The sequence below is a fragment of the Planococcus sp. MSAK28401 genome (assembly GCF_018283455.1).
Taxonomy (GTDB): Bacteria; Bacillota; Bacilli; order Bacillales_A; family Planococcaceae; genus Planococcus; species Planococcus alpniumensis.
Genome location: NZ_JAAMTH010000001.1, coordinates 2,771,491 through 2,795,038, shown reverse-complemented (window position 1 = coordinate 2,795,038; position 23,548 = coordinate 2,771,491). Strand labels below are relative to the sequence as shown.

Below are 23,548 nucleotides of genomic sequence, written 5' to 3'. Positions count from 1 at the left end.
GGAAGTATGGCGAAAAACAGAAAATTCACTCATGAATTTGGGCATGGAATGCAAAACGCCGCCTCCTAGTTAAAGGATGCGGCGCTTATCATAAACTTATACTTCTAGGAACTTCACGGTTTTTTCTTTGTCGAGAATCGTGCCGACGTAGAATGAACCGAATTCGCCGTAGCGGGCGGATACTTCGTCAAAACGCATTTCGTAGACAAGCTTTTTGAATTGGAGAACGTCTTCTGCAAACAATGTAACGCCCCACTCGTAATCATCGAATCCGACAGAGCCAGAAATGATTTGTTTGACTTTGCCTGCGTAGCTGCGGCCGATTTTGCCGTGTGACAGCATCAAATCTTTGCGCTCTTGCATTGGCAGCATATACCAATTGTCGTTGCCTTCGCGGCGCTTATCCATTGGATAGAAGCAAATATACTGGGAGCGTTGAAGCTCTGGGTACAGACGCGAACGGACATGCGGGTTTTGGTAAGGGTCTTCATTGCTTTCGCCTGATAGGTAGTTCGACAACTCGACGACAGAAACGTAGGAATACGTCGGCACTGTGTAGGCGATCAACGTCAATTTATTGTATTCGGTTTCAAGCTCGCGCAACTCATCCATCGTTTCACGCAAAAGCATGAGCATGAGGTCAGCTTTTTGGCCGATAATGGAATAAAGGGCGTGGGCACCGGTTTTGTTTTCGTCAGCTTGGTTAACTTTTTCCATGAACATATTGAACTCGTCGATCGCGAATTGGCGCTCGTCGTCGTCGAGCATTTTCCACGCGACCCAGTCCATTGAACGGAAATCGTGGAGCACGTACCAGCCGTCTAATGTAATTGCTGCTTCATTCATCAGTAGAACACTCCTTTTATGTGAATCTCTCTTCCACAGTTTATCATATGAAAGATATAAGTTCCTATCCGAATGGGGCCTGTCACTAATTTGACATGGGCATAGCGCCTTTTCAGCCTGCACCGAAAAGGGTAAACTGAAAAGAGTGAACTTAAAAGAGGAGAATGACAGCATGGCTTTATTTATGGAAGACAAGAAATGGCGCTTTTGGGACCAGTCCTTGAGCGCACGCAAACGCTCGGCGCTTGAATCGTTCGCGGCGGATGACACGTTATGTGAACTGGTCGGCTCCCAGAAAAGCCCGCCGACGGTCAGAACATGGGTGCATGATGACACGGTTGTGCTTGGCATCCAAGACCACCGCTTGCCTCATATCGATCAAGCGATGGCGGTCCTAGAAGACAACGGCTACCAGGCAATCGTCCGAAATTCCGGCGGCCTTGCCGTTGTTCTCGATTCCGGCGTGTTGAACATTTCCATCGTCCTGTCGGAAAAAGAAGGCGCCATCGATATTCCGCAAGGCTACGATATGATGGTCGAACTCGTCGAAGCCTTGTTTCCAGAAGCGGAAATCGACGCCTACGAAATTGTCGGTTCGTATTGCCCGGGCAGTTACGACCTGAGCATCGGCGGCAAGAAATTCGCCGGCATTTCCCAGCGCCGCATCCGCCGCGGCATCGCCGTGCAAGTGTATTTGTGCATCGAAGGAAGCGGCGCAGGGCGGGCGGAAGTGATCCGCGAGTTTTACGAAGCGGGCAAGCAAGGAGAAGAGACAAAGTTCAGCTACCCAGAAATCGAGCCAGACGTGATGGCGTCGCTCAGTGAATTGCTCGGCCACGATATCACCGTTCCTGAAGTGGTGCTCGATTTGCATGCGCTGCTCGGCTCTCCGGCCCCGATGCCGCTTCAGGAAGAAGAATTTGACTTGTATTCGTTTTATTTGAAACGGGTGCTTGAACGCAATGAAAAAATGCTCGAACGAACGCTTGAATGAGCGTAAGATTCGTGTAAAATAACCAGTACGATTCGAGGAGGAGTGCCCGTGAGCTACGCGACACAGAAATTAGCTGAAGAAAAAGTGTTCAAAGATCCGGTTCACCGGTATATCCATGTGCGCGACCAAGTGATTTGGGACCTCGTCAATTCGAAAGAGTTCCAGCGGCTGCGCCGCATCAAACAACTCGGGACATCCTACCTCGTCTTCCACGGCGCGGAGCATAGCCGTTTCAACCATTCTCTTGGCGTCTATGAAATCGTCCGGCGCATCTCAGACGATGTGTTTCACGGCCGCCCAGAGTGGGATGAAAGCGAGCGCTTGACGGTCTTGTGTGCAGCGCTTCTTCACGACCTCGGACATGGCCCGTTTTCACATTCATTTGAAAAAGTATTTAATGTCGATCACGAGGAATTCACGCGAGCGATTTTGACCGGTGATACCGAAGTGAACAGCATCTTGAAAAACGTATCGCCTGATTTTCCTGGCCATGTAGCGGAAGTCATAGCGAAAACGTATTCCAATAAACAAGTGATTTCGCTCATCTCCAGCCAGATTGATGCCGACCGGATGGATTATTTGCAGCGTGATGCGTATTACACCGGTGTTTCCTACGGCCATTTCGATATGGAACGCATACTGCGTGTCATGCGGCCGCTCGATGACCAAGTCGTCATCAAATCGAGCGGTATGCACGCGGTCGAAGACTATATCATGAGCCGCTACCAAATGTACTGGCAAGTGTATTTCCATCCGGTCGCGAGAAGCGCGGAAGTGATTTTGCGGAAGATTTTGCAGCGAGCCAAAGAATTGAGCGAAAGCGGCTATAAATTCCAGCAGCCGCCGACCCATTTTCTCGCCTTTTTCGACCGTAGCTTCACGCTCGCCGATTATTTGGCGCTCGATGAAGGCGTCTTGATGACTTACTTCCAATTGTGGATAAACGAGCGCGACCCGATACTCGCTGACCTGTGCGACCGTTTCGTCAATCGCCGCCTCTTCCAATATGTCGATTTCGATCCCGGGACGGATTACAAAAAACTTGGTGAGCTTTCGGCTTTATTCAAGAAGGCCGGCATCGATCCCGAATACTACTTGATCGATGATTCGACTTCTGACCTGCCCTATGATTTCTACCGGCCGGGTGAAGAGGAAGAACGCTTGCCGATCCAATTATTGATGCCAAACGGTGATATTAAGGAATTGTCTAGGCTGTCGCAGATTGTCGACGCCATTTCCGGTAAACGCCGAACCGATTATAAATTGTACTTTCCAGCGGAACTGCTCATCGATGGCAAGAAAAAAGCCATCAAGCAGCAAATCCTGGAGATGCTCAGAGAAGGAGGGGTTTAGTTGCTCCAAGAACATGCAAGAATCGTCGATTTTATCGCGACGGCCGAAGGAGTAACCGGCCGAAAGAAACTGCAGAAAATGGTCTATATCATGAAAAAACTCAATGTCCCGTTCAAGGAGAAATACGAGTTCCATATTTATGGGCCGTACTCGGAAGAATTGACGGCGCGCATCGAGGAATTATGCGATATGGGCTTTTTATCGGAAGCGCTTGAAGACAAAGGTTCCTATGTGCAATATAAATACGCCGTAACGGATGAAGGCATGGAATTTCGCAATGCCGTTGGCGCTTCGATTCCGAAAAATCCCGAAGCGGCTACTTTACTCAATGCCAAAAGCGGGCGTTTCCTTGAACTGGCCTCGACACTTTTATACTTCGGCCATCTAGAGCGCGGCGAACAGATCGCTAAATTACATAGCGTTAAAGGCAAACTTAACTTCACCGCAACTGAAATCGAAGAAGCCTATCGCTTTCTCGACGAACTCGAGCAATTGAAGCTTGCGTGAAGTGAGCCCTTTTTGATCAAGCGTATTTCGAGTGGAATGGTGCTTGTGCAAAAGAACGGTGTTTTGATTGAAGTACTTGTTGTGAACCGCAGCCGCGCTTGGGGCTGAGCTTTCGCAATAAGCCAGGAAAATCACCTGTCTCATTGCTTCGCTTCCCCGTAAGCGCGCGGTTGCTTTTACATTTCATTGAGAAATGAACGTTCCGCTCTCAAACTAAAGACAGAGCGGAAGCGGCTGGACGGATACAGTGAGATGAGCCATTCATTTGCGCAAAAAAAAAACTCCCCGAGGGGAGTTTTTCTCTACTCGTCGTTCAACAGCTTGCCGTTGACCGCGTATTCGCTTTTCTTCAGGTCTTCAAGGAACACGACAACCTTTTCCGGCGGGGCATCGATTGTTTCGGATACAGCGGCAGTGACCTTTTCGACAAGTGCGCGTTTTTGCTCATCTGTGCGGCCTTCGAGCATTTTTACAGTTACGTATGGCATAATGGATGCAGCTCCTTTTCATTGGATGTTAGCATTATCATATCAGAATGGAGGAATTGTACAAATGGCAAATGAAGAAAAGCCCAAAAAGAAATTGGGATTCACCATTATAAAGGACGATCCGACAGACGGACATAAAGGGTACGGCATCGGGTCCTTGTCTCTTGAGAACGTTTCGCCGCTCATTATCGATGTGGAAGAACAAGACGCGGTGCTTGATATCGGTGCGATGCATGCGAGAAGCCAGACGGAACGCGGCATCAAATTCACGACCAACCGAGAAGATTCTGCAGGCGGAAAAAATTATTGGCTCGTTTGGATCACCATCGACTTTAATCCGGCAGGGCCTTATTATGCCGGCATCACGGCATGTGAAATGGTCGTTAATCGCGAGAAGCGGCGCGGCTACAAAATCTTGGCGGACCACGTCAATTTGATGGATAAGTCGATGAAACGGAAAATCATCGTCGACCATATGGACGCGCCGTCGAAAAAAGTACTCGCCGATTATCTGAAAACCCACAACCCAGAAATGTGGGAACGCAGTTTAGAACAATTACACAATGATTTGTCACAATAAGGCTGGATTCTTGAACGAAATGTGAAACCTGAAATTCGGTGCTTCAGGCAGTTGAAGTTGAGCCGAAAAGAAAGTAAACTGAGATTACAGCTTTTCATCTAGAAAGCTAGGACACCTGATAGCGGGCAAGTGCTGTGAGCCATTGCGACAAACCCAAGCCCAATGCCTCATGTCACTTTCTCCGCGCCCATCAGGCCAAAAAGGTTTTCTGTGCAGGGAATCGATTCCCTTTGCAGAAAGCCTTTTTGCATGCAATGAAACAGAAGCTCGGTTAAGTCTCCAAGTGGGTCTTGTCCATATTCAGCATGCATAGTCCACGGTAATCCGGGTAAAGAAAAGTGGCGCAAAAGAGTATTGCACTTTTGCGGAAAACACTTATACTTTGTAAAGTGATTTCAATCTGATAAATAAAGGAGTTTGATTATACATGGCAGGATTCTGGTATACCGAAAAACAAACCGAAAACTTTGGCATTACAATGAAAATCAATAAAACGCTTCATACAGAACAAACGGATTTCCAATATTTAGAAATGGCTGAAACAGCTGAATGGGGCAATATGCTGTTCTTGGACGGCATGGTCATGACTTCTGAAAAAGACGAATTTGTCTACCACGAAATGGTGGCACATGTCCCGTTGTTCACGCATCCGAACCCGGAGAACGTATTGGTCGTTGGAGGCGGAGACGGCGGCGTCATCCGTGAAATCCTGAAACACCCTTCTGTCAAGAAAGCGACGCTTGTCGACATCGACGGAAAAGTCATCGAGTATTCGAAGAAATTCTTGCCATCGATCGCATCCGGACTCGAAGATGCGCGTGTTGAAGTGATCGTCGGCGACGGCTTCATGCACATCGCGGAATCGGAAAACGAATTCGATGTTATCATGGTCGATTCCACTGAACCGGTCGGGCCCGCAGTAAACTTGTTCTCGAAAGGCTTCTACGCTGGCATCTCGAAAGCCTTGAAAGAAGACGGTATTTTTGTCGCGCAATCGGACAACCCGTGGTTCACGCCGGACTTGATCAAACAAGTCCAAAGCGACGTGAAAGAGATTTTCCCGATTACGAAACTTTATCTAGCGAACATCCCGACTTACCCGAGCGGTTTGTGGTCATTCACGATCGGTTCGAAAAAATACAACCCGCTGGAAGTGCCAGCTGAGCGTTTCCACGATATTGAAACAAAATATTACACGCCGGAATTGCACAACGCGGCATTTGTTTTGCCGAAATTCGTGAAAGATTTGACGGGTGAATAAGATGCGTTTTGACGAAACTTATTCAGGAAAAGTATTCATTAAAAGCCATCCGAATTATGAAGAGTCGAAAGCAGTCCTTTATGGCATGCCGATGGACTGGACCGTCAGCTACCGCCCGGGATCGCGTTTCGGCCCGAACAAAATCCGTGAAGTTTCTATCGGGTTGGAAGAATACAGCCCGTATTTGGACCGCGAACTAGAAGATGTGAAATTCTTCGACGCTGGAGATATTCCACTGCCATTCGGCAATCCGGAAAAATCCCTTCTCGAGATTGAAAAGTATGTCCATACTTTATTGAAAGACAATAAAATTCCGATGGGCATGGGCGGCGAGCATTTAGTATCTCTGCCGGTCATGAAAGCGGTCGCCAGCAAATACGACGATCTTGCCATCATCCATTTTGATGCGCATACGGATCTCCGTGAAAACTATGAAGGCGAAGAATATTCGCATTCAACGCCGATCCGTAAAATTGCCGATCACATCGGCCCGAAAAATGTCTACTCGTTCGGCATCCGTTCAGGAATGAAAGAAGAATTTGAATGGGCGAAAGAGCAAGGCATGCATTTGTACAAATTCGAAGTGCTCGAGCCGTTGAAACAGGTACTGCCGACACTCGACGGTCGTCCGGTTTACATTACGATCGATATGGACGTGCTCGATCCAGCGCACGCTCCAGGCACGGGAACAGTTGATGCTGGTGGCATCACATCGCGCGAACTGCTCGCATCGATCCATGCCATCGCAGCATCAGGCGTCAACGTCGTCGGCTTCGACCTCGTTGAACTCGCGCCAGTTTACGATCATTCCGACCAAACAGCGAACACAGCGAGCAAACTCATCCGCGAAATGATCCTTGGGTGGGTTAAATAAGAAAAGCGGAAGCGCCCATGTAGATTCGACGGGCATAAGACGGTCTGGCGAAGCGGCGCTCTTTGCCGCACAGCCAGAATGGCTTATGACCCCGAGAATCTGGGCGCTGGAGCTAGACAATAAGAAAAGCGGAAGCGCCTGTTCAGCTCCGACAGGCGTAAGACGAATGACCGAAGCGGCGCTCTTTGCCGCACAGGGCAGTCGGCTTACGACCCGAGGAGCTAGGCGCTGGAGCTAGCCAAGAAGAAAAGCGGAAGCGGCTGTCCAGTCCTAAACCCATAAAAACCGGCCTGTTGAACCACAGGCCGGTTTTTTTGTTTACCAATAAAACCGCACATCCGTAAGGCATCATTTTTAGGTAAAGATGTTTACACAATCAGTTTTAGAGAAATGGGTAAAGAAATAAATTAAAAGGGGGATGCTGCGAAATGCATGATTTTAACGAAGTCTTCATTCAAATACTGATTCTCTTGGCGATCGCCATTGCGGTAGTGGGGATAGCGAAAAAAGTCGGGCAACCAGATACGATCGCTTTAGTATTGGTTGGCTTGTTATTGGGTGTCGTCAATTTGCCATTTCCTTTAATTGACCAGGCTGAAGCATTCATCACCCAGTCTGAAGTCTTCCAAGTCATCATCATTTCCCTGTTTTTACCGATTTTACTTGGAGATGCGACGCTCAAGCTTCCGTTCCATCACCTCTATCAACAGAAAAACACAGTAATCGGAATGGCGCTTGGCGGGACATTTTTATCTTTTGTCCTGATTGGCTTTGCAGCGCATTATTTAATTGGCCTGCCCATTGCCGTGGCATTTACGTTTGCGGCATTGATGAGTGCAACAGATCCGATCAGTGTCTTGTCCATCTTTAAATCTGCCGGCGTTTCACAAAAGCTATCGACCATTATGGAAGGGGAATCTTTATTCAATGATGGAATCGCCATCGTTCTCTTCCAGATTTCCTCTATTTATTTGCTTACCTACATAGAAATGGGATGGGCAGGCGTAGGAAGCGGCGTTTGGATGTTTTTAAGGTTTGCTGTGGGCGGAGTGTTGGTTGGTTTAGTGCTCGGCTTCCTCTTTTCCCAAGTCATCCGATTTTATGACGACTACCCGTTTGAAATCGCCGTCTCTGCATTGCTGTTTTTCGGCAGTTATTTTATCGCGGAACATCTCCACGTGTCCGGCGTAATTGCTGTAGTAGCAGGAGGCTTCGTATTTGGTGATTATGGCGGGAAGATCGGGATGTCGAAAACGACTGAACGAAATATCAATTCCTTTTGGGACGTCATCACCCTGATTGCTAATTCACTAATCTTCCTGATTGTGGGACTGGAAATCCGCAATATCGATTTCATGGGGCAATGGGGCATTATTGCATTGGCGATTGCCATTGTCATTATTGCGAGAATCATTGCACTGTTCATCAGCACCATGCCGGCGAAAAGCCTCAACAGGAAAGAACGGATTTTACTAAACTGGGGCGGTTTGAAGGGCAGTTTATCGATTGCCTTGGCTCTCAGCCTACCGTCTAGCTTCGAAGGAAGAGAAACCATCTTGCTGTTAACTTTTTCCGTCGTGCTGTTTTCCTTGATTGTCCAAGGCCTAACAATCAAGCCTTTAATTGGAAAATTGGGGCTGAAAGAGAAAGTTCCTGAAGACAATGCTCACTAAAGAAGCTGGCTTGAGACAACTCAAGCCAGCTTCGTTTTGAAAACAAAACAAAGCGCTGTAATTCAGAACCACTCATAAAAATATCTCTCTTCTCGCCACACTCTTCGAGGGATAAGACTAGCAGTTCCACAGCTGCTTTTTTCGAATAATGTCGAAATTGAAACTTAATTGAAAAGATCCTCCAATTCGGGCTATAATGAAACGGTTATGAACAATCGGAAAGGCGGATGCACATGAAGAAATCGGTGAAAATCAAATTGACGACAATCATCCGCCAGCCGGGGGCTGAAGATCAAGTGATGGAACTGCGTTCAGAAGGCGTTCTGACCGAAAAAAACGGTCGCCGCTATCTGCAATACGATGAGCGGCAGGACGATCTCGATATCCGGACAACGGTCAAACTCGGTGAAACAGATGCCGTCGTGATGCGCAGCGGAGGTTTGCAGATGCGCCTGCCGTTCCTGTTGGATAAGGAACAGACCGGCAATTTGCGCCACGGGGAAGAATCGTTTATGCTCACGACCAAAGCGCATGAACTCATCATGACGGAAAGCCGTTTCAAAGTGCGCTATGACTTAGCGCTCGGAAACGATTTTGCCGGCGAATACGAAATGGAAATACAGTTTACGGAGGGAACCAAATGAACGCAGTAGAACACGTGCAGCAAAACATTAAACAGGCGATTGCCGAAGCGGTCCAAAAAGCGGGCCTCACAGAAGAGCCGGTCCAGGTCCAATTGGAATCGCCGAGAGATAAAGCGAACGGCGATTATGCGACGAACGTAGCTATGCAATTGACGCGCCTTGCGAAAAAGCCGCCGCGTGCAATTGCAGAAGCCATCGTGGAAAACTTGAATACACAATCAGCGAATATCGAAAAAGTCGAAATTGCAGGCCCTGGCTTCATCAATATCGTCATCAAGAAAGATTATTTGAACGATGTCATCAAAACCGTACTTGAGCAAGTCGAGGAGTATGGCCGCTCGAACTCCGGCAACAGCCAGCGCGTCCAAGTCGAGTTCGTCTCTGCGAACCCGACAGGCGATCTTCATTTGGGCCATGCACGCGGTTCCTCGGTTGGCGATTCCATGTGCAATATCCTGGATCTTGCCGGCTATGACGTGTCCCGTGAATATTACATCAACGATGCCGGAAACCAGATCAATAATTTGGCGCTATCGATCGAAGGACGTTATTTCGAAGCGCTTGGTAAAGGCGAAAGCATGCCTGAAGACGGCTACCGTGGACAGGACATCATCGATATCGCTGCGGCACTCGTTGAAGAGCACGGCGATAAATTCCTTCATATGACAGAACAAGAACGCTACAAAGCATTCCGTGAGCACGGCTTGAAAGTGGAGCTTGCGAAACTGCAGAAAGACTTGGCGGACTTCCGTGTCCATTTCGATGTGTGGTATTCGGAAACATCCCTTTACGAAAACGGCAAGATCGATGCGGCATTGAAAAAACTGCGCGACAATGGCCATATCTACGAAGAAGACGGCGCGACGTGGTTCCGCTCGACGACATTTGGTGATGACAAAGACCGCGTGCTTATCAAAAACGATGGCACGTACACGTATTTGACTCCGGATATCGCGTACCACGAGGACAAAATCCAGCGTGGCTTCGACAAGCTCATCAATATTTGGGGAGCTGACCACCACGGCTACATCCCGCGCATGAAAGCGGCAATCGAAGCGCTTGGCTACGACCGCGATACGCTTGAAGTAAGCATCATCCAAATGGTGCAATTGTATAAAGACGGCGAAAAAATGAAAATGAGCAAACGTACCGGCAAAGCCGTCACGATGCGCGAATTGGTCGAATTGGTCGGCCTAGACGCTGTCCGTTATTTCTTTGCGATGCGCTCCGGCGATTCGCATATGGATTTCGACTTGGATTTGGCCGTTTCCCAGTCCAACGAAAACCCGGTTTATTATTCCCAGTACGCACATGCGCGCATCTGCTCGATCTTGCGCCAGGCAGCGGAGCAGAACTTCACCGCTTCGACTGAGCACCTGGAGCTGTTGACGGACGAAAAGGAAATCGAAGTATTAAAGAAAATCGGCGATTTCCCACAAGTTGTTGCAGATGCTGCGAAACTCCGTGCGCCTCACCGCGTCACGACTTATATCCATGAACTGGCGTCGAACTTCCACAGCTTCTATAACGCCAATAAAGTATTGGATGCCAGCAATGAAGAATTGACGCGTTCGCGCCTTGCCCTGATCGAAGGGGTTAAGACGACACTTGCAAACGCCTTGAAGACAGTCGGCGTCCAAGCTCCTGAAAAAATGTAGAAGACAACTAGAGCTTTCGGTGTATAATGGAGTCATCAAATCAACTGAATAGCAATCATGAAGGTGCTTATGTCTAAGAACATGAGTTAAAAGGGAAGCCGGTGCGATTCCGGCGCGGTCCCGCCACTGTATGTGAGAGCGAACTGCAACAAGCCACTGGGAAATTCCTGGGAAGGCGCAGCCAGCGATGATCACAAGCCAGGAGACCTGCCTTCATGAACACCGAACCGAAAGCTTGCGAGGACAGGCCGGACGCGCTTGTTTTTTGCGAACCCGTCCTGTAAGTCCCCTGCAGCCTTTATGCAGGGGACTTTTTTTATCGAAAAGCGAAAGTGCCCAAAAGCGGAAGCTAAGCTAAATGCGCGACATCCTGTCGCAACGCTCAGCTGACCCACATCCTGTGGGCCCCCGACAGGCATAAGACGATCTGGCGAAGCGGCGCTTTTTGCCGCACAGCCAGAGTGGCTTATGACCCGAGGAGTTGGGCACTGCAGCTAGACAAGAAAAAAAGTGGAAGCGGCTGTTATGCCTCGACAGGCGTAAGACGGATGCCCGAAGCGGCGCTTTTCAGCCGCACAGGGCAGTCGGCTTACGACCCGAGTGGCAGGCCACTGCAACTGGACAAGAAGAAATGTGCAAGCGCCTGAATGGAAGCTAAGCTAAGTGCGCGACGTCCTGTCGCAACGCTTAGCTGACTCACATCCTGTGAGTCCCCGAGCGAGCGCTTGATAGGAAAAATAAAAAACACCAGGAGGAATAGAGATGAAAAATATATGGAAATTCGGAACGGCTGCAGGAATGGCCGCAATTGTACTGGCTGGATGCGGCGACGGGGCGGCACCTGTCGAAGATCAAGATATAGAAACACCGGCTGAACCGCCATCGGAAGTAGCGGAAGCGGAATTTCCGGTCACATTAGTCGACGCAATGGGCGATGAAGTGGTCATCGAAGAAGAACCGGAATCATTCGTTTCCATGATTCCTTCCAATACGGAAATCGCTTATGAACTCGGGCTTGGCGAAAAAATGGTCGGCGTTTCGGATTTCGATAATTATCCGGAAGAAGTAGCAGATCTTGAGAAAATCGGTGGCCAGGAATTCAATGTAGAGAAAATCATCAGCCTGCAGCCGGATGTCGTTCTGGCCCATGAATCAGGGCTCGGCATGGGAACTGAGGGGTATCAGCAGCTGCGTGATGCCGGAGTGAATGTCTTTGTGGTGGAAAATGCGGAAACGTTTGAAGAAGTGTATGACACGATTTCCGTCATCGGCCAAGTATCAGGTGCAGTAGAAGCGGCAGACGGGTTAATCGAGGAAATGGAGACGCAAGTTGCAGCAGTTGAAGAACTGGCAACAGGCGTCGATGAAACGAAATCAGTATTTGTAGAGATTGGCAGTGAGCCGGAGCTTTATACAGCTGGAACGGGTACATTTATCCATGAAATGCTTACGTTAATCCAAGCGGAAAATGTTGCAGGAGACCAGGAAGGTTGGATCAGCATGGACCCTGAAGCAGTTGTTGCAGCAAATCCTGAAATCATCATCACTACAGAAGGTGGTTATATCGAAAATGCTGCCGAACTGATCAAAGAGCGCAGCGGTTATGCGGATGTAACAGCCGTTCAGGAAGATGCCATTTATGAATTGAATCCAGACACCGTCACACGTCCTGGCCCGCGTTTGACAGAAGGTTTGATGACTTTGGCAGAAGTGATCTATCCGGAGACCTTCAGTGAGTAAATCTGCACTCGCCTATGTGGTCTCCCTGATTTTGTTGGGCGGGGCAGTAGTGCTCGGAGTGACGGTCGGGACGGTGCCAATTTCACCGTCGGTTATCTGGAATCCTTCTTCGGACGAAGCAGCGGCGAATATTTTATGGAATATCCGTATGCCGCGTGTGGTTCTAGCGGGCCTGGTCGGCGCGGCACTTGCTATTGCAGGCGCAGCTTTTCAAGGCTTGCTGAAAAATCCGCTCGCTGATCCATATACTCTGGGAGTGTCGTCCGGTGCCGCTGTTGGTGCTGTGATGACACTTTTTTTCGGCATCTCGATTCCGTTTCTTGGCTTGTTTACCTTGCCAGTCATCAGCATGATCGGCGCCTTGATCACGATGCTCGCCGTTATGGGCTTTGCGCGGCTTGTCGACCGGTCCATGAAGATGGAAACCGTCATTCTAACGGGCATCATTTTCAGTTCGTTCTTAGGGTCGATCATGTCTTTGATGATCGCTTTGACCGGTGAAGAACTGCGGCAAATCATCGGCTGGCTGCTTGGCAGCGTGTCGATGCGCGGCTGGGCTTATGTCCAGATGGCGCTGCCGTTTGTGCTCGTTGGTTCCTTCGTCTTATGGCTTTACCGCCGGGAATTAAACGCGATGCTTTTTGGGGAAGAACGTGCCCAGCATCTTGGCGTAGACGTCAAAAAGAGCAAGATGGCGATTTTAATTGGCGGATCAGTCCTGACCGGCTCGGCAGTTGCCGTATCCGGGACGATCGGCTTTGTCGGCTTGGTCGTCCCGCATATGACGCGCCTCGTATGGGGCTCTGATCACCGCCATGTCTTGCCGTTATCGTTCATTAATGGGGCTGCGCTTCTGATTGTTTGCGACTTGGTGGCGCGGACGATTATTTCACCGACCGAATTGCCGATTGGTGTTATCACCGCGTTTATTGGGGCGCCGGTTTTTGCATTCATCTTTTTCCGCCAGCGCAGAGGAGGGCTTTAAATGTTGCAAATTGAAAATCTATCAGGCGGCTACGGCGACAAAAAAATCGTCGACCGCATCTCATTCGGTGTTGGAAAAGGCCGCATGCTCGGTATACTGGGGCCAAATGGCAGCGGCAAATCCACGTTGATGAAATTGATCAGCGGTGTATTGGAACCGACAGCAGGCGTTGTCCGGATCGATGGCAGGCCGGTCGGCGATTTCCCGGCCAAAGAATTGGCCCGCAAGATGGCAGTCTTGCCGCAGCTGCACGCGCATGCTTTTTCGCACACCGTCCGTGAAACGGTTTCTCTCGGCAGGTATCCGCACCAAAGCGGCTGGTTTTCGTCTTGGTCCGAAGAAGATGAAGCGGCAGTCCAGGAAGCGATGAAGCTCATGGACATCAGCCACTATGAATCGACATTGCTTGAGGAGATGTCCGGAGGCGAACAGCAGCGTGTCTTTGTGGCACAGGCCCTGGCGCAAAATGCAGCGGTCCTGTTGCTTGACGAGCCGACGAATCATCTCGATATCAATCACCAGAAAGAATTGCTGGATACCATCAAAAAACAGGCAATTGAAAAAGAATTGACGATCATTTCCATTTTCCATGACATCAATTTGGCATCGATGTATTGCGATGAACTTTTGTTGATGGACGAAGGAAGCATCGTCCGAAAAGGGGAGCCGCATGAAGTCGTCAGGACGCATGATGTAGAGTCTGTCTATCAGACGCGTGTCAGCAATCACCCTCATCCGGAGCTCCCGAAGCCGCAGATTACCTTATTGCCTGGTGTACGGAGAAAACCGGCAGGGCAGCAAGTGAGAGCCGCAGATTTTCTGGTGACCCCGGAATTTGTCGCCTACCAAAGCCAGCTTCCGCTGAAAACCGTTTCGTCAGCCGTCGTCAATGCAGGTTCGGGCTGGTTCCGCAATTTCCTCAATCGACGCGTCGATGCCAGCTATAATATTGACAATAGTTTCGAGGAAATGGTTGATTATATCGAAGACAGCGGGTTGAAGGCGACGGATACTGTGGCGATGATGACCGCTGTCCGCACAGAGCACGCCATCGTCCGTGAATACGCAAGCGATTTCGGAAGCATTGTTGTGGCGGTGACAGCGGGTGTCGGCAACGGCGTCGATGTATCACAGGCAGTGGCGCGTGAACAGCGTGTCGGCACCATCAACACGTGGATTATGGTCAACGGCATTTTGTCGGATGAAGCTTTTATACAAGCGATGATCACGGCGACTGAAGCCAAAACGAAAGCCTTGCAGCATGAAGAAGTCACCGATCCCTTGACCGGGACAATCGCGACGGGCACCTCGACCGATAGCTGTCTGGTCGCCGCAACGCAGCAAGGGCAAACACTGCCATATGCAGGGCCGATCACCGAAGTCGGGAAGCTCATTGGCACGGGTGTCTTCGAATGTACTGTGGAAGCGATCCACCTGTACCGCGAGGCGAAAAAAGCATGATCCACCATGTGTTGGCCATCGGCATCGGCCTATTGCTCGACCGAATAATCGGAGATCCGCCGACATGGCCGCATCCTGTTCGCTGGATCGGCACCTTGATCAACGGGTTGAAAAAACGGCTGAATATACCACGATATGCTTTTCGCAACGGCTTTGTCATGCTTTTTATTGTAGTGGCGATTGTCGCTTCAGTTACGATTGCTGTCGTGGCTGTTGCCTATTCGTTCAATCCGGCGATCGGCATTTTAGTCGAAGCGCTGTTGATCGCTTCCGGCTTATCGCAGAAAAGCTTGAAGCAGGCTGCAGAAGAAGTTTATGCGCCGCTCGTTCAAGGCGATTTTGCGCTTGCCCGCAACAAGCTGTCATGGATTGTCGGGCGCGATACGGAAGCTTTGGGAGAAAGCGACATTACCCGCGGTGTCGTCGAAACGGTTTCCGAAAATACAAGCGATGGCATTACCGCTCCGATGTTTTGGGCGCTATTGTTCGGTGCGCCTGGGTTATGGGTCTACAAAGCGGTCAATACATGCGATTCAATGGTCGGCTATAAAAATGAAGAATTCCGTGATTTCGGTTTCGCCTCTGCCAGATTCGACGATGTATTGAATTATGTGCCGAGCCGCGTGACCGGCTTATTGATTATATTATTGACCCGAAACGAAAGCGGCATGCCGTTGAAACAACGTCTGTCGATCTGGCTGCGCGATGCCAGGAAACATCCGAGCCCGAACAGCGGCTGGTTGGAAGCGGCAACGGCCGTGCAGCTCGGCATCGAACTTGGCGGCGTGAACTTCTATGGAGGCGTCCGGTCGATCCGCGCTAAAATGGGCGAACCATTGTTCAAACTCGAAGCACCCCATATTAGAAGCGCGGTGAATCAAATGAATATTGCCGCGATCAGTTTTTTCGTGCTGATTGCGATAGGGGGAATCCTGCTTGAAATTACCTGAACACGGCGCCAACCCGCACCGCCTCTATGAACAAACGGGGCATAATCAACCTTCGGAAGTGATCGATTTCAGTGAAAATGTTCATCCATTCGGGCCGCCCGTTTTTTTAAAAGAGCGATGGGGAGATTTTTTCGATTTGCTCAGTTCGTACCCAGATCCGCAAGCAGAGCCGTTCCGTTCGGCGGCAGCAAAATACCACGGCGTCGAAAAAGAGCAGCTTGCTGCTGGAAATGGTGCTGCGGAAGTCTTTACCTGGCTTGCCAAGCGTTACAGCGGCAAAAAGGTAATGCTGATAGAACCGGCGTTTTCTGAATACCGAAGCACCTTGGAATCCGAAAATGTCCATATATTGGAAATTAATTTGAAAGTAAGAGATAATTGGAAATTGCTGCTGAAAGACGTAAAAGAACAGGTGGCCAATTGCGCTGCATTGTATTTATGCAATCCGCATAATCCGACCGGGCGCTTACTGGACTTGGCAGAACTCGAAGAAATCGCCGCGTTTTGCACAGGAAAGTGTGAGCTGGTCATCGATGAAGCGTTTATTGATTTTATCGGTGAACACGCTTCGTTCATTCCGCTGCTAGAGCGTTATCCTCATGTCATCATCGTCCGGTCGATGACCAAAATGTATGCGCTTGCGGGTCTTCGGCTTGGCTACGTCATTGCCAAGTCCAGTGTCATCCGTGAATTGACAGGCGCTGCGGCCCATTGGAATGTCAACGGTTTAGCGGCCGCGGCGGGGGCACGCTGTTTTTCTGAAGAGTCTTATCGGGCGCAGGTAATTGCTGCAGCGGCAAGTGAACGCGCAAAAATGGAAGCTTATCTTGAGATGACGGGCTGCCCGTTTGTGCCTTCAGCCGCAAACTTTCTATGTTTTCAACTGCCGGACCCTAAGCGTTCAGAACAGTTCTTCCACGCAATGCTAGAAGCGGGGATGGTCTTGCGCCATACCTATTCATTTAAAGGAATGGACGGCGAATGGTTTCGCATCGGCATGAAAAGCGGCTCAGCAATGGAACGGTTGAGAAAGGAGATGCACCAATGGTTCCAGGACAATTAATATTCATATCTGGAGGTGTGCGCAGCGGCAAAAGCGCGTATGCTGAAACGCTTGTCCGGCAGGCGAAAGGTGAACGCAATGTATATATTGCCAGCGGCATCGCACGTGACCCCGAAATGGCTGAACGCATCACACGCCACCGCAAGGATCGTGCACAAGACGGATGGTGGACAATTGAACAGCCTCAGCAATTATCTGGAGTATTGCCGCTTATTCAGCAAAATGACGCAGTACTATGGGATTGCGTCACCACCTGGCTGGCAAATGAACTTTATGAAGGGTTTGAGCAAGGCAGTTCATGTGCTGATACGCCCGGATGCATGGAGCAGAAATGGCATGAGCTAAAACACACCATCGATTCGATCCGTGCAAAAGCCGCTTATTTTGCCATCGTTTCCAATGAATTACTGGATGAACCGCTTGTCGACCAGAGTTATCAGCAGTGGCTCGGAAAGATTCACCAATGGCTCGCAAGCCGTGCAGACTATGCAATCGAAATGGAGAACGGCCTTGCAATTCGAAGAAAGTGAAGGTGATGCGGATGGCGAATCGAACGCTTGGGGGCTTGCTGCTCGCGTTTCAATTCTTCTCATCCATTCCGGTACATAAAGAGATTTCAATAAAAAAGCCGCAAGTAACGGCAATGTACAGCTTGTTGCCTGTGGTCGGATTAGTGGCAGGGGCAATGGCTTCAGCCGTGATCTGGCTAATGCAGGAAACCACCGATATCGGCCCTTTAATGATTGCGTTTTTGCTGGCTTCGTTATTGTGGGCGATAACCGGGGGCTTGCATTTGGACGGGCTGGCGGACACAGGCGATGCTTATTTTTCATACCAGAATAAGACGAAGCGCCTTGAAATCTTGGGAGACCCGCGAATTGGCGCATTCGGGGCGATGGTGCTGATTTTTGCAATCGTCGGCAAGATCATTCTGCTTGCTGAACTGATTTCAACCATTTCACTGTTTGCCCTTTCCGTGGTGCCGGTCATCAGCCGAATTGGGCTGTCCATATTGTCAGCTACTGCAAAGCCAGCGAAAACAGATGGACTTGCGGCTTATTTCCAGCGCTTGATGGACCGCAGAACAATCTTGTCAGCAATGTTCGCCTGGTCGCTGATTGTGCTCGCCGCCTTATTCATATTTTGTGGTTGGGCAGTGGCGCTCGGCTTTTCGGCTGTTGCGACCATTGCGACATTGGTTTATAAAAAATGGAGCGACAAGAATTTCGGCGGTGTCACGGGCGATTTGCTTGGGGCATACGTAGAAGGAATGGAGCTGTTGTTATGGGGAATGCTTTTGTTCTTCGTTTGATCCGTCACGCGCCGACCGCTGGGAATCTGCGGAAAGCATATATCGGCTGGACTGATGAACCGATTTTGCCGTTCGAAATAAAGCCGGATTATGGCATTAGATGCATATGGGGAAGCGATTTGCTGCGCTGCAGGCAGACAGCGCATATTCTGTTTCCAAATGCCTGTTATAAGGCCGATTTCAATTTGAGGGAACTGAATTTCGGTGATTGGGAAAATATGACGTATGATGACTTGCGAAGTAATGAACGCTACCGCAATTGGATTGATGATCCTGAGTCAGTACAGCCGCCGAACGGGGAGAGTTTACCGCAACTGGCGGAACGGGTCGACCGGGCAATAGAAGCTTTTTCCGAAACAGGAGACTTTACGGTTGTCACTCACGGGGGCCCGATTCGTTACATTTTATCCAAAGCAAACACACAGCACTTCTTTTCCCAGCAAGCAGCACATGGGTTTTGTTATACCATCACATGGGCGAGCAAATCGGCGTATAAGGAGGGGCATCCATGCGTATCGTATTCGGCGGAGCCTTTAACGGCAAACGCAAGTATGTAAAAGAACAGATGAAACTGGATGTAAGCATTTGGCTCGAAGGTGAACTTCCGAAGCCGGGTGAGCAGGCGGTGATCGCCGGATTGGAGCAATGGATCCGCAAACAGCTGGAACAACAATGCCCGGAACAGGACATATTAGCGGCGATCCGTGAACTTGCGGAAAGCGCCGGCGAACGCATCTGGATTTTGACCGACATCAGCCGCGGCATCGTGCCGATTGATCCGCTTGAGCGTGAATGGCGCGATGTCACAGGCCGCAGCTATCAGTATTTATTTGGCAAAGCGCAGCACATCACACGCATTTGGTACGGTATTCCACAAACAATCAAAGGAGATGGTCGAGATGAATATCTACACGAAAACCGGGGATAAAGGGCAGACAGGATTAATTGGGGGGCGGACGGACAAAGACGATCCGCGCGTGGAAGCATACGGGACAATCGATGAGGTGAATTCCTTTATCGGAAAAGCGATGACAGAACTCGACCGCGATGTGTTCGCCGATTTATTGGAAGATTTGCAGACGATCCAAAATGAGCTGTTCGATTGCGGCGGCGACTTGGCTGATGTCCGCAACACGCCCCAATACAAGACGAATGAGGAATCGGTTGAACAGCTGGAACAGCGCATCGATGTATTGATGGACGAACCGCCGCTTCTTGAGCGTTTCATTCTTCCAGGAGGCACACCGGCTGCAGCAACTTTGCATATCGCACGTACGATTACACGCCGCGCAGAGCGCCAGACCGTAAGCCTGGCAAAAACCGGCGAAGAATTCCCAGCGGTCATCCAGCGTTATTTGAACCGTTTGTCCGATTATCTTTTTGCGGCAGCACGCGTTGCCAATTCGCGAATGGATGTAGCGGACAATGAATATGTGCGCAGCGCCAAAGTCTTCAAGAACGGCGGGCGTTCGAAAAAGCGGGAGGAATAACAATGAAGACGCAGCACATTGCCCTGGCCGCTATTTTTATCAGCTTGTCCGCAATCGGCGGCATGGTGAAAATTCCGCTCGGCATCGCGTCAATTGCACTTGATGCCATGCCGGCGCTTATTGCCGCGCTGTTTCTCGTGGCACCACTTGCCGGTTTTGTCGCCGCAGCGGGCCATCTGTTATCGGCTTTGTTTGGCGGGATGCCGCTCGGCCCGTTTCATTTATTGATCGCGCTTGAAATGTTTGCGGTCGTCTGGCTGTTTGCGAAACTGCATAGCAATGGCAAGAACTGGTGGAAATGGGGAGCATTCATTATCGGGAACGGCGTATTGGCGGCCGTGCCGTTTTATTTCCTATTATCTCCTGCCTTTTTCTATGCATCAGTCCCGGGATTACTGCTGGCCGCATCGATTAATGCCGCAGCCGCTGCACTTGTCGCCCCGTTCATCACTCAAGCTGCCAGGAGATTAGCTTGATGCGCAACGCATTGATGGTGGATGGGTTGGTCATCACGACGGATAATTCTGCGGCAATCGGGGAGAAGCCGCACGACATTGTGCACGTTCCGGATGAAATCGCCGCGAAGTTTGCCGCGCGTGTCGCATTGGTTGAACAATGGGCGGCTGGAGGGGAAGCGATTGCCATCTTGCTCCATAATTTCAGCGGAGAGCTTCAATGGCCGCGTTATGTCTCGGGGATCACGCAATTATTTTCTGAGCTCGATATGCCGGTGCCGCCGGTGTCAGGAAGCACGGAAAGCAATATCGAGACGCTGCAATCGGCGCTAGCGGTAACCATTATCGGGCGAAAGCTTCACGAGCTCACTGATCCGCATGAGCTCGAATGGTTCATCTACGGAGAACCGCTTGTCGGGGAAGCGGTCATAACTCATCCCGAACGGATTGCCGATTTGCGAATCGTCAAAAACGCACTCGACCATGATCAAATCGAGCGTATCTGGCCGATTGGATCAGGAGGGATCGAGCGGGAAGCAGCAAAACTGTTCGGCCTGCCAATGCCACTTGCCCAAGGAATTTCCAAAGAAGATTCAGGCGGCCCTGCAACTTGTTTGTTGATTGGTGTCAACAAATACAAAGTAGAGGAAGCAAAGCGCCTATTCGGAAAATATTTTCGCGAATTGATTGAATGAACCGCCTATCCGGCGGTTTTTTTGTGGAGAAAAGAAATTGGCGAATGGTGTAAAGAAGCATTTCTCGGAAAAAGCAGGCGAAAGATAGCGGTCTCAATTGTTTCGGTGTGCAGGAAAGCAGCAGGGGCGCGTGGAATATCAGTTATTGGAAATTATATTTCGGAAAGGCTATAGATTTCTATTGACTGAATGCTCATTCACTTTTAAACTAGAACATAGTATCGACATTCTGCCGCAGTTCACGTAAACTTTGGAGTAGAATCGGGGATTTACACATTCAACAAGGGGGGACTACACGATGGAGTTTTTGCTCATCGCTAACTGGGTTTTATTTATACTTGTAACCGCTTACGCCATATACTTGTTCATCTACTTGCTGAAGTCACGCTATGATTACATCAAGCTCGGCAAAAAAGTAGAATTTGAAGAAAATTTCAATGAACGGGTTCGCAAAGTAATGGTCAACGTATTTGGCCAAAAGAAATTATTGAAAGATAAAAAGAGCGGCGCGATACATGTGATGTTCTTCTATGGCTTCCTGCTCGTGCAAGCGAGTGCCATCGATTTCATCATCAAAGGCTTATCGCCTGATTCGCATTTGCCGCTTGGCCCATTGTATCCGGCATTCACATTGTTCCAGGAATTCGTCACGTTGACGATTCTGGTAGCTGTCGTCTGGGCGTTCTACAGACGCTATATTGAAAAATTGGTCCGCTTGAAGCGCGGCTGGAAATCCGGGCTTGTCTTGATTTTTATCGGTGGCTTGATGGTGACAGTTCTTGTCGGGAACGGCATGAACATGATCTGGCACGGTCATGAAGGGGCTCGGACAGAACCTGTCGCAAGCGTCATCGGAGCGGCCTTCGCTTGGCTTCCTGAAGCAGCTGCAGTAACTATCTTCTACATTATGTGGTGGGCGCATCTATTGTTCCTATTAACATTCTTGGTTTATGTCCCGCAATCAAAGCACGCTCACTTGATTTTCGGGCCGGTCAACACATGGTTCCACCGTTTGGATCATGTCGGCCGCTTGAAGCCGATCAATTTTGAGGATATGGAAGAGGAAAACGAAGAAGATCCAGACGCGATGCCGACATTCGGAGTCGGCAAAATCACGGATTTCACGCAAGCCCAAATGATCGATTTCTACGCTTGTGTAGAATGCGGACGCTGCACGAATATGTGCCCAGCCACCGGAACCGGCAAAATGCTATCGCCGATGGACCTGATCACGAAACTACGTGACAACCTGACGAACACGGGTGCTGTCATGACTCAGAAAAAACCATGGGTGCCAGCTATGGCATTCAGCAATACGCAAGGAAACCAATTGGCGATGGCTGCCGGCGCTGAAGGCATCTCAATCGATGAACTTTACAGCCCGAGCTTGATCGGCGACGTTATCACAGAAGAAGAAATTTGGGCTTGTACAACTTGCCGCAACTGTGAAGACCAATGCCCGGTCATGAACGAACACGTCGACAAAATCATCGACCTCCGCCGTTACCTGGTTATGACTGAAGGGAAAATGGATAAAGATGCCCAGCGCGCGATGACCAACATCGAAAAGCAAGGCAATCCATGGGGCTTGAACCGCAAAGAAAAAGAGAACTGGAGAGATGCTCGCCCAGATATCTCGATCCCAACGGTCAAAGAAGTCAGCAAAGCCGGAGAAGAGTTTGAGTATTTGTTCTGGGTCGGTTCGATGGGGTCATTCGACAGCCGCTCACAGAAAATCGCGCTTTCCTTTGCACGTTTGATGAACGAAGCGGGCGTCAAATTCGCAATTCTCGGCAATAAAGAAAAGAACTCCGGCGATACGCCGCGTCGCCTCGGGAACGAATTCCTGTTCCAGGAGCTCGCGACTGCCAATATTAAAGAATTCGAAAAAGCGGGCGTGACGAAAATCGTTACAATTGATCCGCATGCCTACAATATCTTCAAAAATGAATACCCGGACTTTGGCTTTGAAGCAGAAGTCTATCATCATACGGAAATGCTCTTTGACCTTGTCCAGCAAGGGAAATTGAAACCGCAGCATGCAGTGAACGAGAAAATCACTTTCCATGATTCCTGCTACCTCGGCCGTTATAACGATGTATACGATGCACCGCGTGAAATCCTGAAAGCGATCGAAGGCGTTGAACTTGTCGAAATGGTTCGCAATCGCCAAGACGGCATGTGCTGTGGAGCCGGTGGCGGACTCATGTGGATGGAAGAAGACGCCGGACACCGCGTCAACGTGGCTCGCACCGAGCAGGCGCTTGAAGTAAGCCCGACGATGATTTCATCCGGCTGCCCTTATTGCTTGACGATGCTTTCAGATGGAACGAAAGCGAAAGAAGTCGAAGAGCAAGTCGGCACATACGATGTCGCTGAGCTTCTCGAGATGGCAGTTCTCGGAAAAGACGCACCGCCAGTTGAGGAAGTCGTTCAATAAATAGATTTGCCAACTAACAGAAAATTGAGTAGAATAACAGCATAGAGAAAAAAGTGAGGGAGTGCTATACTCCCTTTTC

Annotated in this window: 24 protein-coding genes and 1 riboswitch; of the genes, 22 read left to right on the top strand and 2 right to left on the bottom strand. The window is 49.7% G+C overall.

Features of this window, described 5'->3' with window-relative positions:
• Positions 1-96: 96 nt before the first annotated feature.
• Positions 97-846: a hydrogen peroxide-dependent heme synthase gene (gene hemQ / locus G3255_RS14155; protein ID WP_211655058.1), complete on the bottom strand. Its 750-nt coding sequence runs from the start codon at positions 844-846 to the stop codon at positions 97-99.
• Positions 847-1,018: 172 nt separating this feature from the next.
• On the opposite strand from hemQ, the gene lipL reads away from it, so the two are divergent.
• The 3 genes from lipL to G3255_RS14140 are packed head-to-tail and all read left to right on the top strand — an operon-like array spanning position 1,019 to position 3,700.
• Positions 1,019-1,840, top strand: coding sequence for an octanoyl-[GcvH]:protein N-octanoyltransferase (gene lipL, locus G3255_RS14150; RefSeq protein WP_211655057.1), 822 nt, complete (start codon positions 1,019-1,021; stop codon positions 1,838-1,840).
• Between the two features lie 48 nt (positions 1,841-1,888).
• Positions 1,889-3,193, top strand: coding sequence for an HD domain-containing protein (locus G3255_RS14145; RefSeq protein ID WP_211655056.1), 1,305 nt, complete (start codon positions 1,889-1,891; stop codon positions 3,191-3,193).
• Positions 3,194-3,700, top strand: a complete 507-nt coding sequence (locus G3255_RS14140) for a YwgA family protein (RefSeq protein WP_211655055.1) — start codon at positions 3,194-3,196, stop codon at positions 3,698-3,700.
• A 302-nt stretch (positions 3,701-4,002) separates the two neighbouring features.
• On the opposite strand, the gene thmT is transcribed toward G3255_RS14140, so the two are convergent.
• Positions 4,003-4,188, bottom strand: a complete 186-nt coding sequence (gene thmT / locus G3255_RS14135; RefSeq protein WP_211655054.1) for a 2-hydroxymuconate tautomerase — start codon at positions 4,186-4,188, stop codon at positions 4,003-4,005.
• A 64-nt stretch (positions 4,189-4,252) separates the two neighbouring features.
• Between thmT and G3255_RS14130 the strand changes: the two genes are divergently transcribed.
• From G3255_RS14130 to G3255_RS14040, 19 genes are all read left to right on the top strand, one after another.
• Entirely contained in the window at positions 4,253-4,768 is a 516-nt protein-coding gene (locus G3255_RS14130; RefSeq protein ID WP_211655053.1) for a YwhD family protein, read from the top strand.
• 427 nt (positions 4,769-5,195) lie between these two features.
• Positions 5,196-6,029 (top strand): spermidine synthase, encoded by an 834-nt coding sequence (speE, locus tag G3255_RS14125; RefSeq protein ID WP_211655052.1) that lies wholly within the window; start codon positions 5,196-5,198, stop codon positions 6,027-6,029.
• A 1-nt stretch (position 6,030) separates the two neighbouring features.
• The gene (speB, locus tag G3255_RS14120; RefSeq protein WP_211655051.1) at positions 6,031-6,903 is read left to right on the top strand and encodes an agmatinase; all 873 of its coding nucleotides are present in this window, start codon (positions 6,031-6,033) and stop codon (positions 6,901-6,903) included.
• 428 nt (positions 6,904-7,331) lie between these two features.
• Positions 7,332-8,576, top strand: a complete 1,245-nt coding sequence (locus G3255_RS14115; RefSeq protein ID WP_211655050.1) for a cation:proton antiporter — start codon at positions 7,332-7,334, stop codon at positions 8,574-8,576.
• A gap of 233 nt (positions 8,577-8,809) precedes the next feature.
• Positions 8,810-9,220 carry a YwiB family protein gene (locus G3255_RS14110; RefSeq protein WP_058382919.1) on the top strand — a complete coding sequence of 137 codons (411 nt, stop codon included), beginning with the start codon at positions 8,810-8,812 and terminating at the stop codon, positions 9,218-9,220.
• Positions 9,217-10,878, top strand: a complete 1,662-nt coding sequence (gene argS, locus G3255_RS14105; RefSeq protein ID WP_211655049.1) for an arginine--tRNA ligase — start codon at positions 9,217-9,219, stop codon at positions 10,876-10,878. The genes G3255_RS14110 and argS overlap by 4 nt, the downstream gene beginning before the upstream one ends.
• Before the next feature lie 44 nt (positions 10,879-10,922).
• Positions 10,923-11,107: riboswitch (cobalamin riboswitch) on the top strand.
• A gap of 533 nt (positions 11,108-11,640) precedes the next feature.
• Positions 11,641-12,618, top strand: coding sequence for an ABC transporter substrate-binding protein (locus G3255_RS14100; RefSeq protein ID WP_211655048.1), 978 nt, complete (start codon positions 11,641-11,643; stop codon positions 12,616-12,618).
• The gene (locus G3255_RS14095) at positions 12,611-13,603 is read left to right on the top strand and encodes a FecCD family ABC transporter permease (RefSeq protein WP_211655047.1); all 993 of its coding nucleotides are present in this window, start codon (positions 12,611-12,613) and stop codon (positions 13,601-13,603) included. The genes G3255_RS14100 and G3255_RS14095 overlap by 8 nt, the downstream gene beginning before the upstream one ends.
• Positions 13,604-15,064, top strand: a complete 1,461-nt coding sequence (locus G3255_RS14090; protein WP_211655046.1) for an adenosylcobinamide amidohydrolase — start codon at positions 13,604-13,606, stop codon at positions 15,062-15,064. It begins immediately after the preceding gene.
• Complete coding sequence (cbiB, locus tag G3255_RS14085) at positions 15,061-16,014, top strand: adenosylcobinamide-phosphate synthase CbiB (RefSeq protein ID WP_211655045.1); 954 nt, start codon at positions 15,061-15,063, stop codon at positions 16,012-16,014. The genes G3255_RS14090 and cbiB overlap by 4 nt, the downstream gene beginning before the upstream one ends.
• Complete coding sequence (locus G3255_RS14080) at positions 16,001-17,077, top strand: pyridoxal phosphate-dependent aminotransferase (RefSeq protein WP_211655044.1); 1,077 nt, start codon at positions 16,001-16,003, stop codon at positions 17,075-17,077. The genes cbiB and G3255_RS14080 overlap by 14 nt, the downstream gene beginning before the upstream one ends.
• Positions 17,059-17,607: a bifunctional adenosylcobinamide kinase/adenosylcobinamide-phosphate guanylyltransferase gene (locus G3255_RS14075; protein ID WP_211655043.1), complete on the top strand. Its 549-nt coding sequence runs from the start codon at positions 17,059-17,061 to the stop codon at positions 17,605-17,607. Before G3255_RS14080 ends, G3255_RS14075 begins: the two co-directional genes overlap by 19 nt.
• 11 nt (positions 17,608-17,618) lie before the next feature.
• Positions 17,619-18,389: an adenosylcobinamide-GDP ribazoletransferase gene (gene cobS / locus G3255_RS14070; protein WP_211655042.1), complete on the top strand. Its 771-nt coding sequence runs from the start codon at positions 17,619-17,621 to the stop codon at positions 18,387-18,389.
• Positions 18,362-18,946, top strand: a complete 585-nt coding sequence (locus G3255_RS14065; protein ID WP_211655041.1) for a histidine phosphatase family protein — start codon at positions 18,362-18,364, stop codon at positions 18,944-18,946. Before cobS ends, G3255_RS14065 begins: the two co-directional genes overlap by 28 nt.
• Positions 18,898-19,317: a bifunctional adenosylcobinamide kinase/adenosylcobinamide-phosphate guanylyltransferase gene (locus tag G3255_RS14060; protein WP_211655040.1), complete on the top strand. Its 420-nt coding sequence runs from the start codon at positions 18,898-18,900 to the stop codon at positions 19,315-19,317. The genes G3255_RS14065 and G3255_RS14060 overlap by 49 nt, the downstream gene beginning before the upstream one ends.
• Positions 19,289-19,879, top strand: coding sequence for a cob(I)yrinic acid a,c-diamide adenosyltransferase (locus G3255_RS14055; RefSeq protein WP_211655039.1), 591 nt, complete (start codon positions 19,289-19,291; stop codon positions 19,877-19,879). The genes G3255_RS14060 and G3255_RS14055 overlap by 29 nt, the downstream gene beginning before the upstream one ends.
• Before the next feature lie 2 nt (positions 19,880-19,881).
• Positions 19,882-20,355 (top strand): ECF transporter S component, encoded by a 474-nt coding sequence (locus G3255_RS14050; protein ID WP_211655038.1) that lies wholly within the window; start codon positions 19,882-19,884, stop codon positions 20,353-20,355.
• A complete protein-coding gene (locus G3255_RS14045; protein WP_211655037.1) occupies positions 20,355-21,029 on the top strand; it encodes an alpha-ribazole-5-phosphate synthase in 675 nt (224 codons plus the stop codon). The genes G3255_RS14050 and G3255_RS14045 overlap by 1 nt, the downstream gene beginning before the upstream one ends.
• Before the next feature lie 298 nt (positions 21,030-21,327).
• Positions 21,328-23,469, top strand: a complete 2,142-nt coding sequence (locus G3255_RS14040; protein ID WP_211655036.1) for a (Fe-S)-binding protein — start codon at positions 21,328-21,330, stop codon at positions 23,467-23,469.
• Positions 23,470-23,548 lie beyond the last annotated feature (79 nt).

Bases quoted from the DNA above. Each gene is read 5' to 3' on its own strand.
- hemQ (WP_211655058.1), bottom strand. From the start codon at position 846: ATGAATGAAGCAGCAATTACATTAGACGGCTGGTACGTGCTCCACGAT.
- lipL (WP_211655057.1), top strand. From the start codon at position 1,019: ATGGCTTTATTTATGGAAGACAAGAAATGGCGCTTTTGGGACCAGTCC.
- thmT (WP_211655054.1), bottom strand. From the start codon at position 4,188: ATGCCATACGTAACTGTAAAAATGCTCGAAGGCCGCACAGATGAGCAA.
- G3255_RS14130 (WP_211655053.1), top strand. From the start codon at position 4,253: ATGGCAAATGAAGAAAAGCCCAAAAAGAAATTGGGATTCACCATTATA.
- speE (WP_211655052.1), top strand. From the start codon at position 5,196: ATGGCAGGATTCTGGTATACCGAAAAACAAACCGAAAACTTTGGCATT.
- speB (WP_211655051.1), top strand. From the start codon at position 6,031: ATGCGTTTTGACGAAACTTATTCAGGAAAAGTATTCATTAAAAGCCAT.
- G3255_RS14115 (WP_211655050.1), top strand. From the start codon at position 7,332: ATGCATGATTTTAACGAAGTCTTCATTCAAATACTGATTCTCTTGGCG.
- G3255_RS14110 (WP_058382919.1), top strand. From the start codon at position 8,810: ATGAAGAAATCGGTGAAAATCAAATTGACGACAATCATCCGCCAGCCG.
- argS (WP_211655049.1), top strand. From the start codon at position 9,217: ATGAACGCAGTAGAACACGTGCAGCAAAACATTAAACAGGCGATTGCC.
- G3255_RS14100 (WP_211655048.1), top strand. From the start codon at position 11,641: ATGAAAAATATATGGAAATTCGGAACGGCTGCAGGAATGGCCGCAATT.
- G3255_RS14090 (WP_211655046.1), top strand. From the start codon at position 13,604: ATGTTGCAAATTGAAAATCTATCAGGCGGCTACGGCGACAAAAAAATC.
- cbiB (WP_211655045.1), top strand. From the start codon at position 15,061: ATGATCCACCATGTGTTGGCCATCGGCATCGGCCTATTGCTCGACCGA.
- G3255_RS14075 (WP_211655043.1), top strand. From the start codon at position 17,059: ATGGTTCCAGGACAATTAATATTCATATCTGGAGGTGTGCGCAGCGGC.
- cobS (WP_211655042.1), top strand. From the start codon at position 17,619: ATGGCGAATCGAACGCTTGGGGGCTTGCTGCTCGCGTTTCAATTCTTC.
- G3255_RS14065 (WP_211655041.1), top strand. From the start codon at position 18,362: ATGGGGAATGCTTTTGTTCTTCGTTTGATCCGTCACGCGCCGACCGCT.
- G3255_RS14060 (WP_211655040.1), top strand. From the start codon at position 18,898: ATGCGTATCGTATTCGGCGGAGCCTTTAACGGCAAACGCAAGTATGTA.
- G3255_RS14055 (WP_211655039.1), top strand. From the start codon at position 19,289: ATGAATATCTACACGAAAACCGGGGATAAAGGGCAGACAGGATTAATT.
- G3255_RS14050 (WP_211655038.1), top strand. From the start codon at position 19,882: ATGAAGACGCAGCACATTGCCCTGGCCGCTATTTTTATCAGCTTGTCC.
- G3255_RS14045 (WP_211655037.1), top strand. From the start codon at position 20,355: ATGCGCAACGCATTGATGGTGGATGGGTTGGTCATCACGACGGATAAT.
- G3255_RS14040 (WP_211655036.1), top strand. From the start codon at position 21,328: ATGGAGTTTTTGCTCATCGCTAACTGGGTTTTATTTATACTTGTAACC.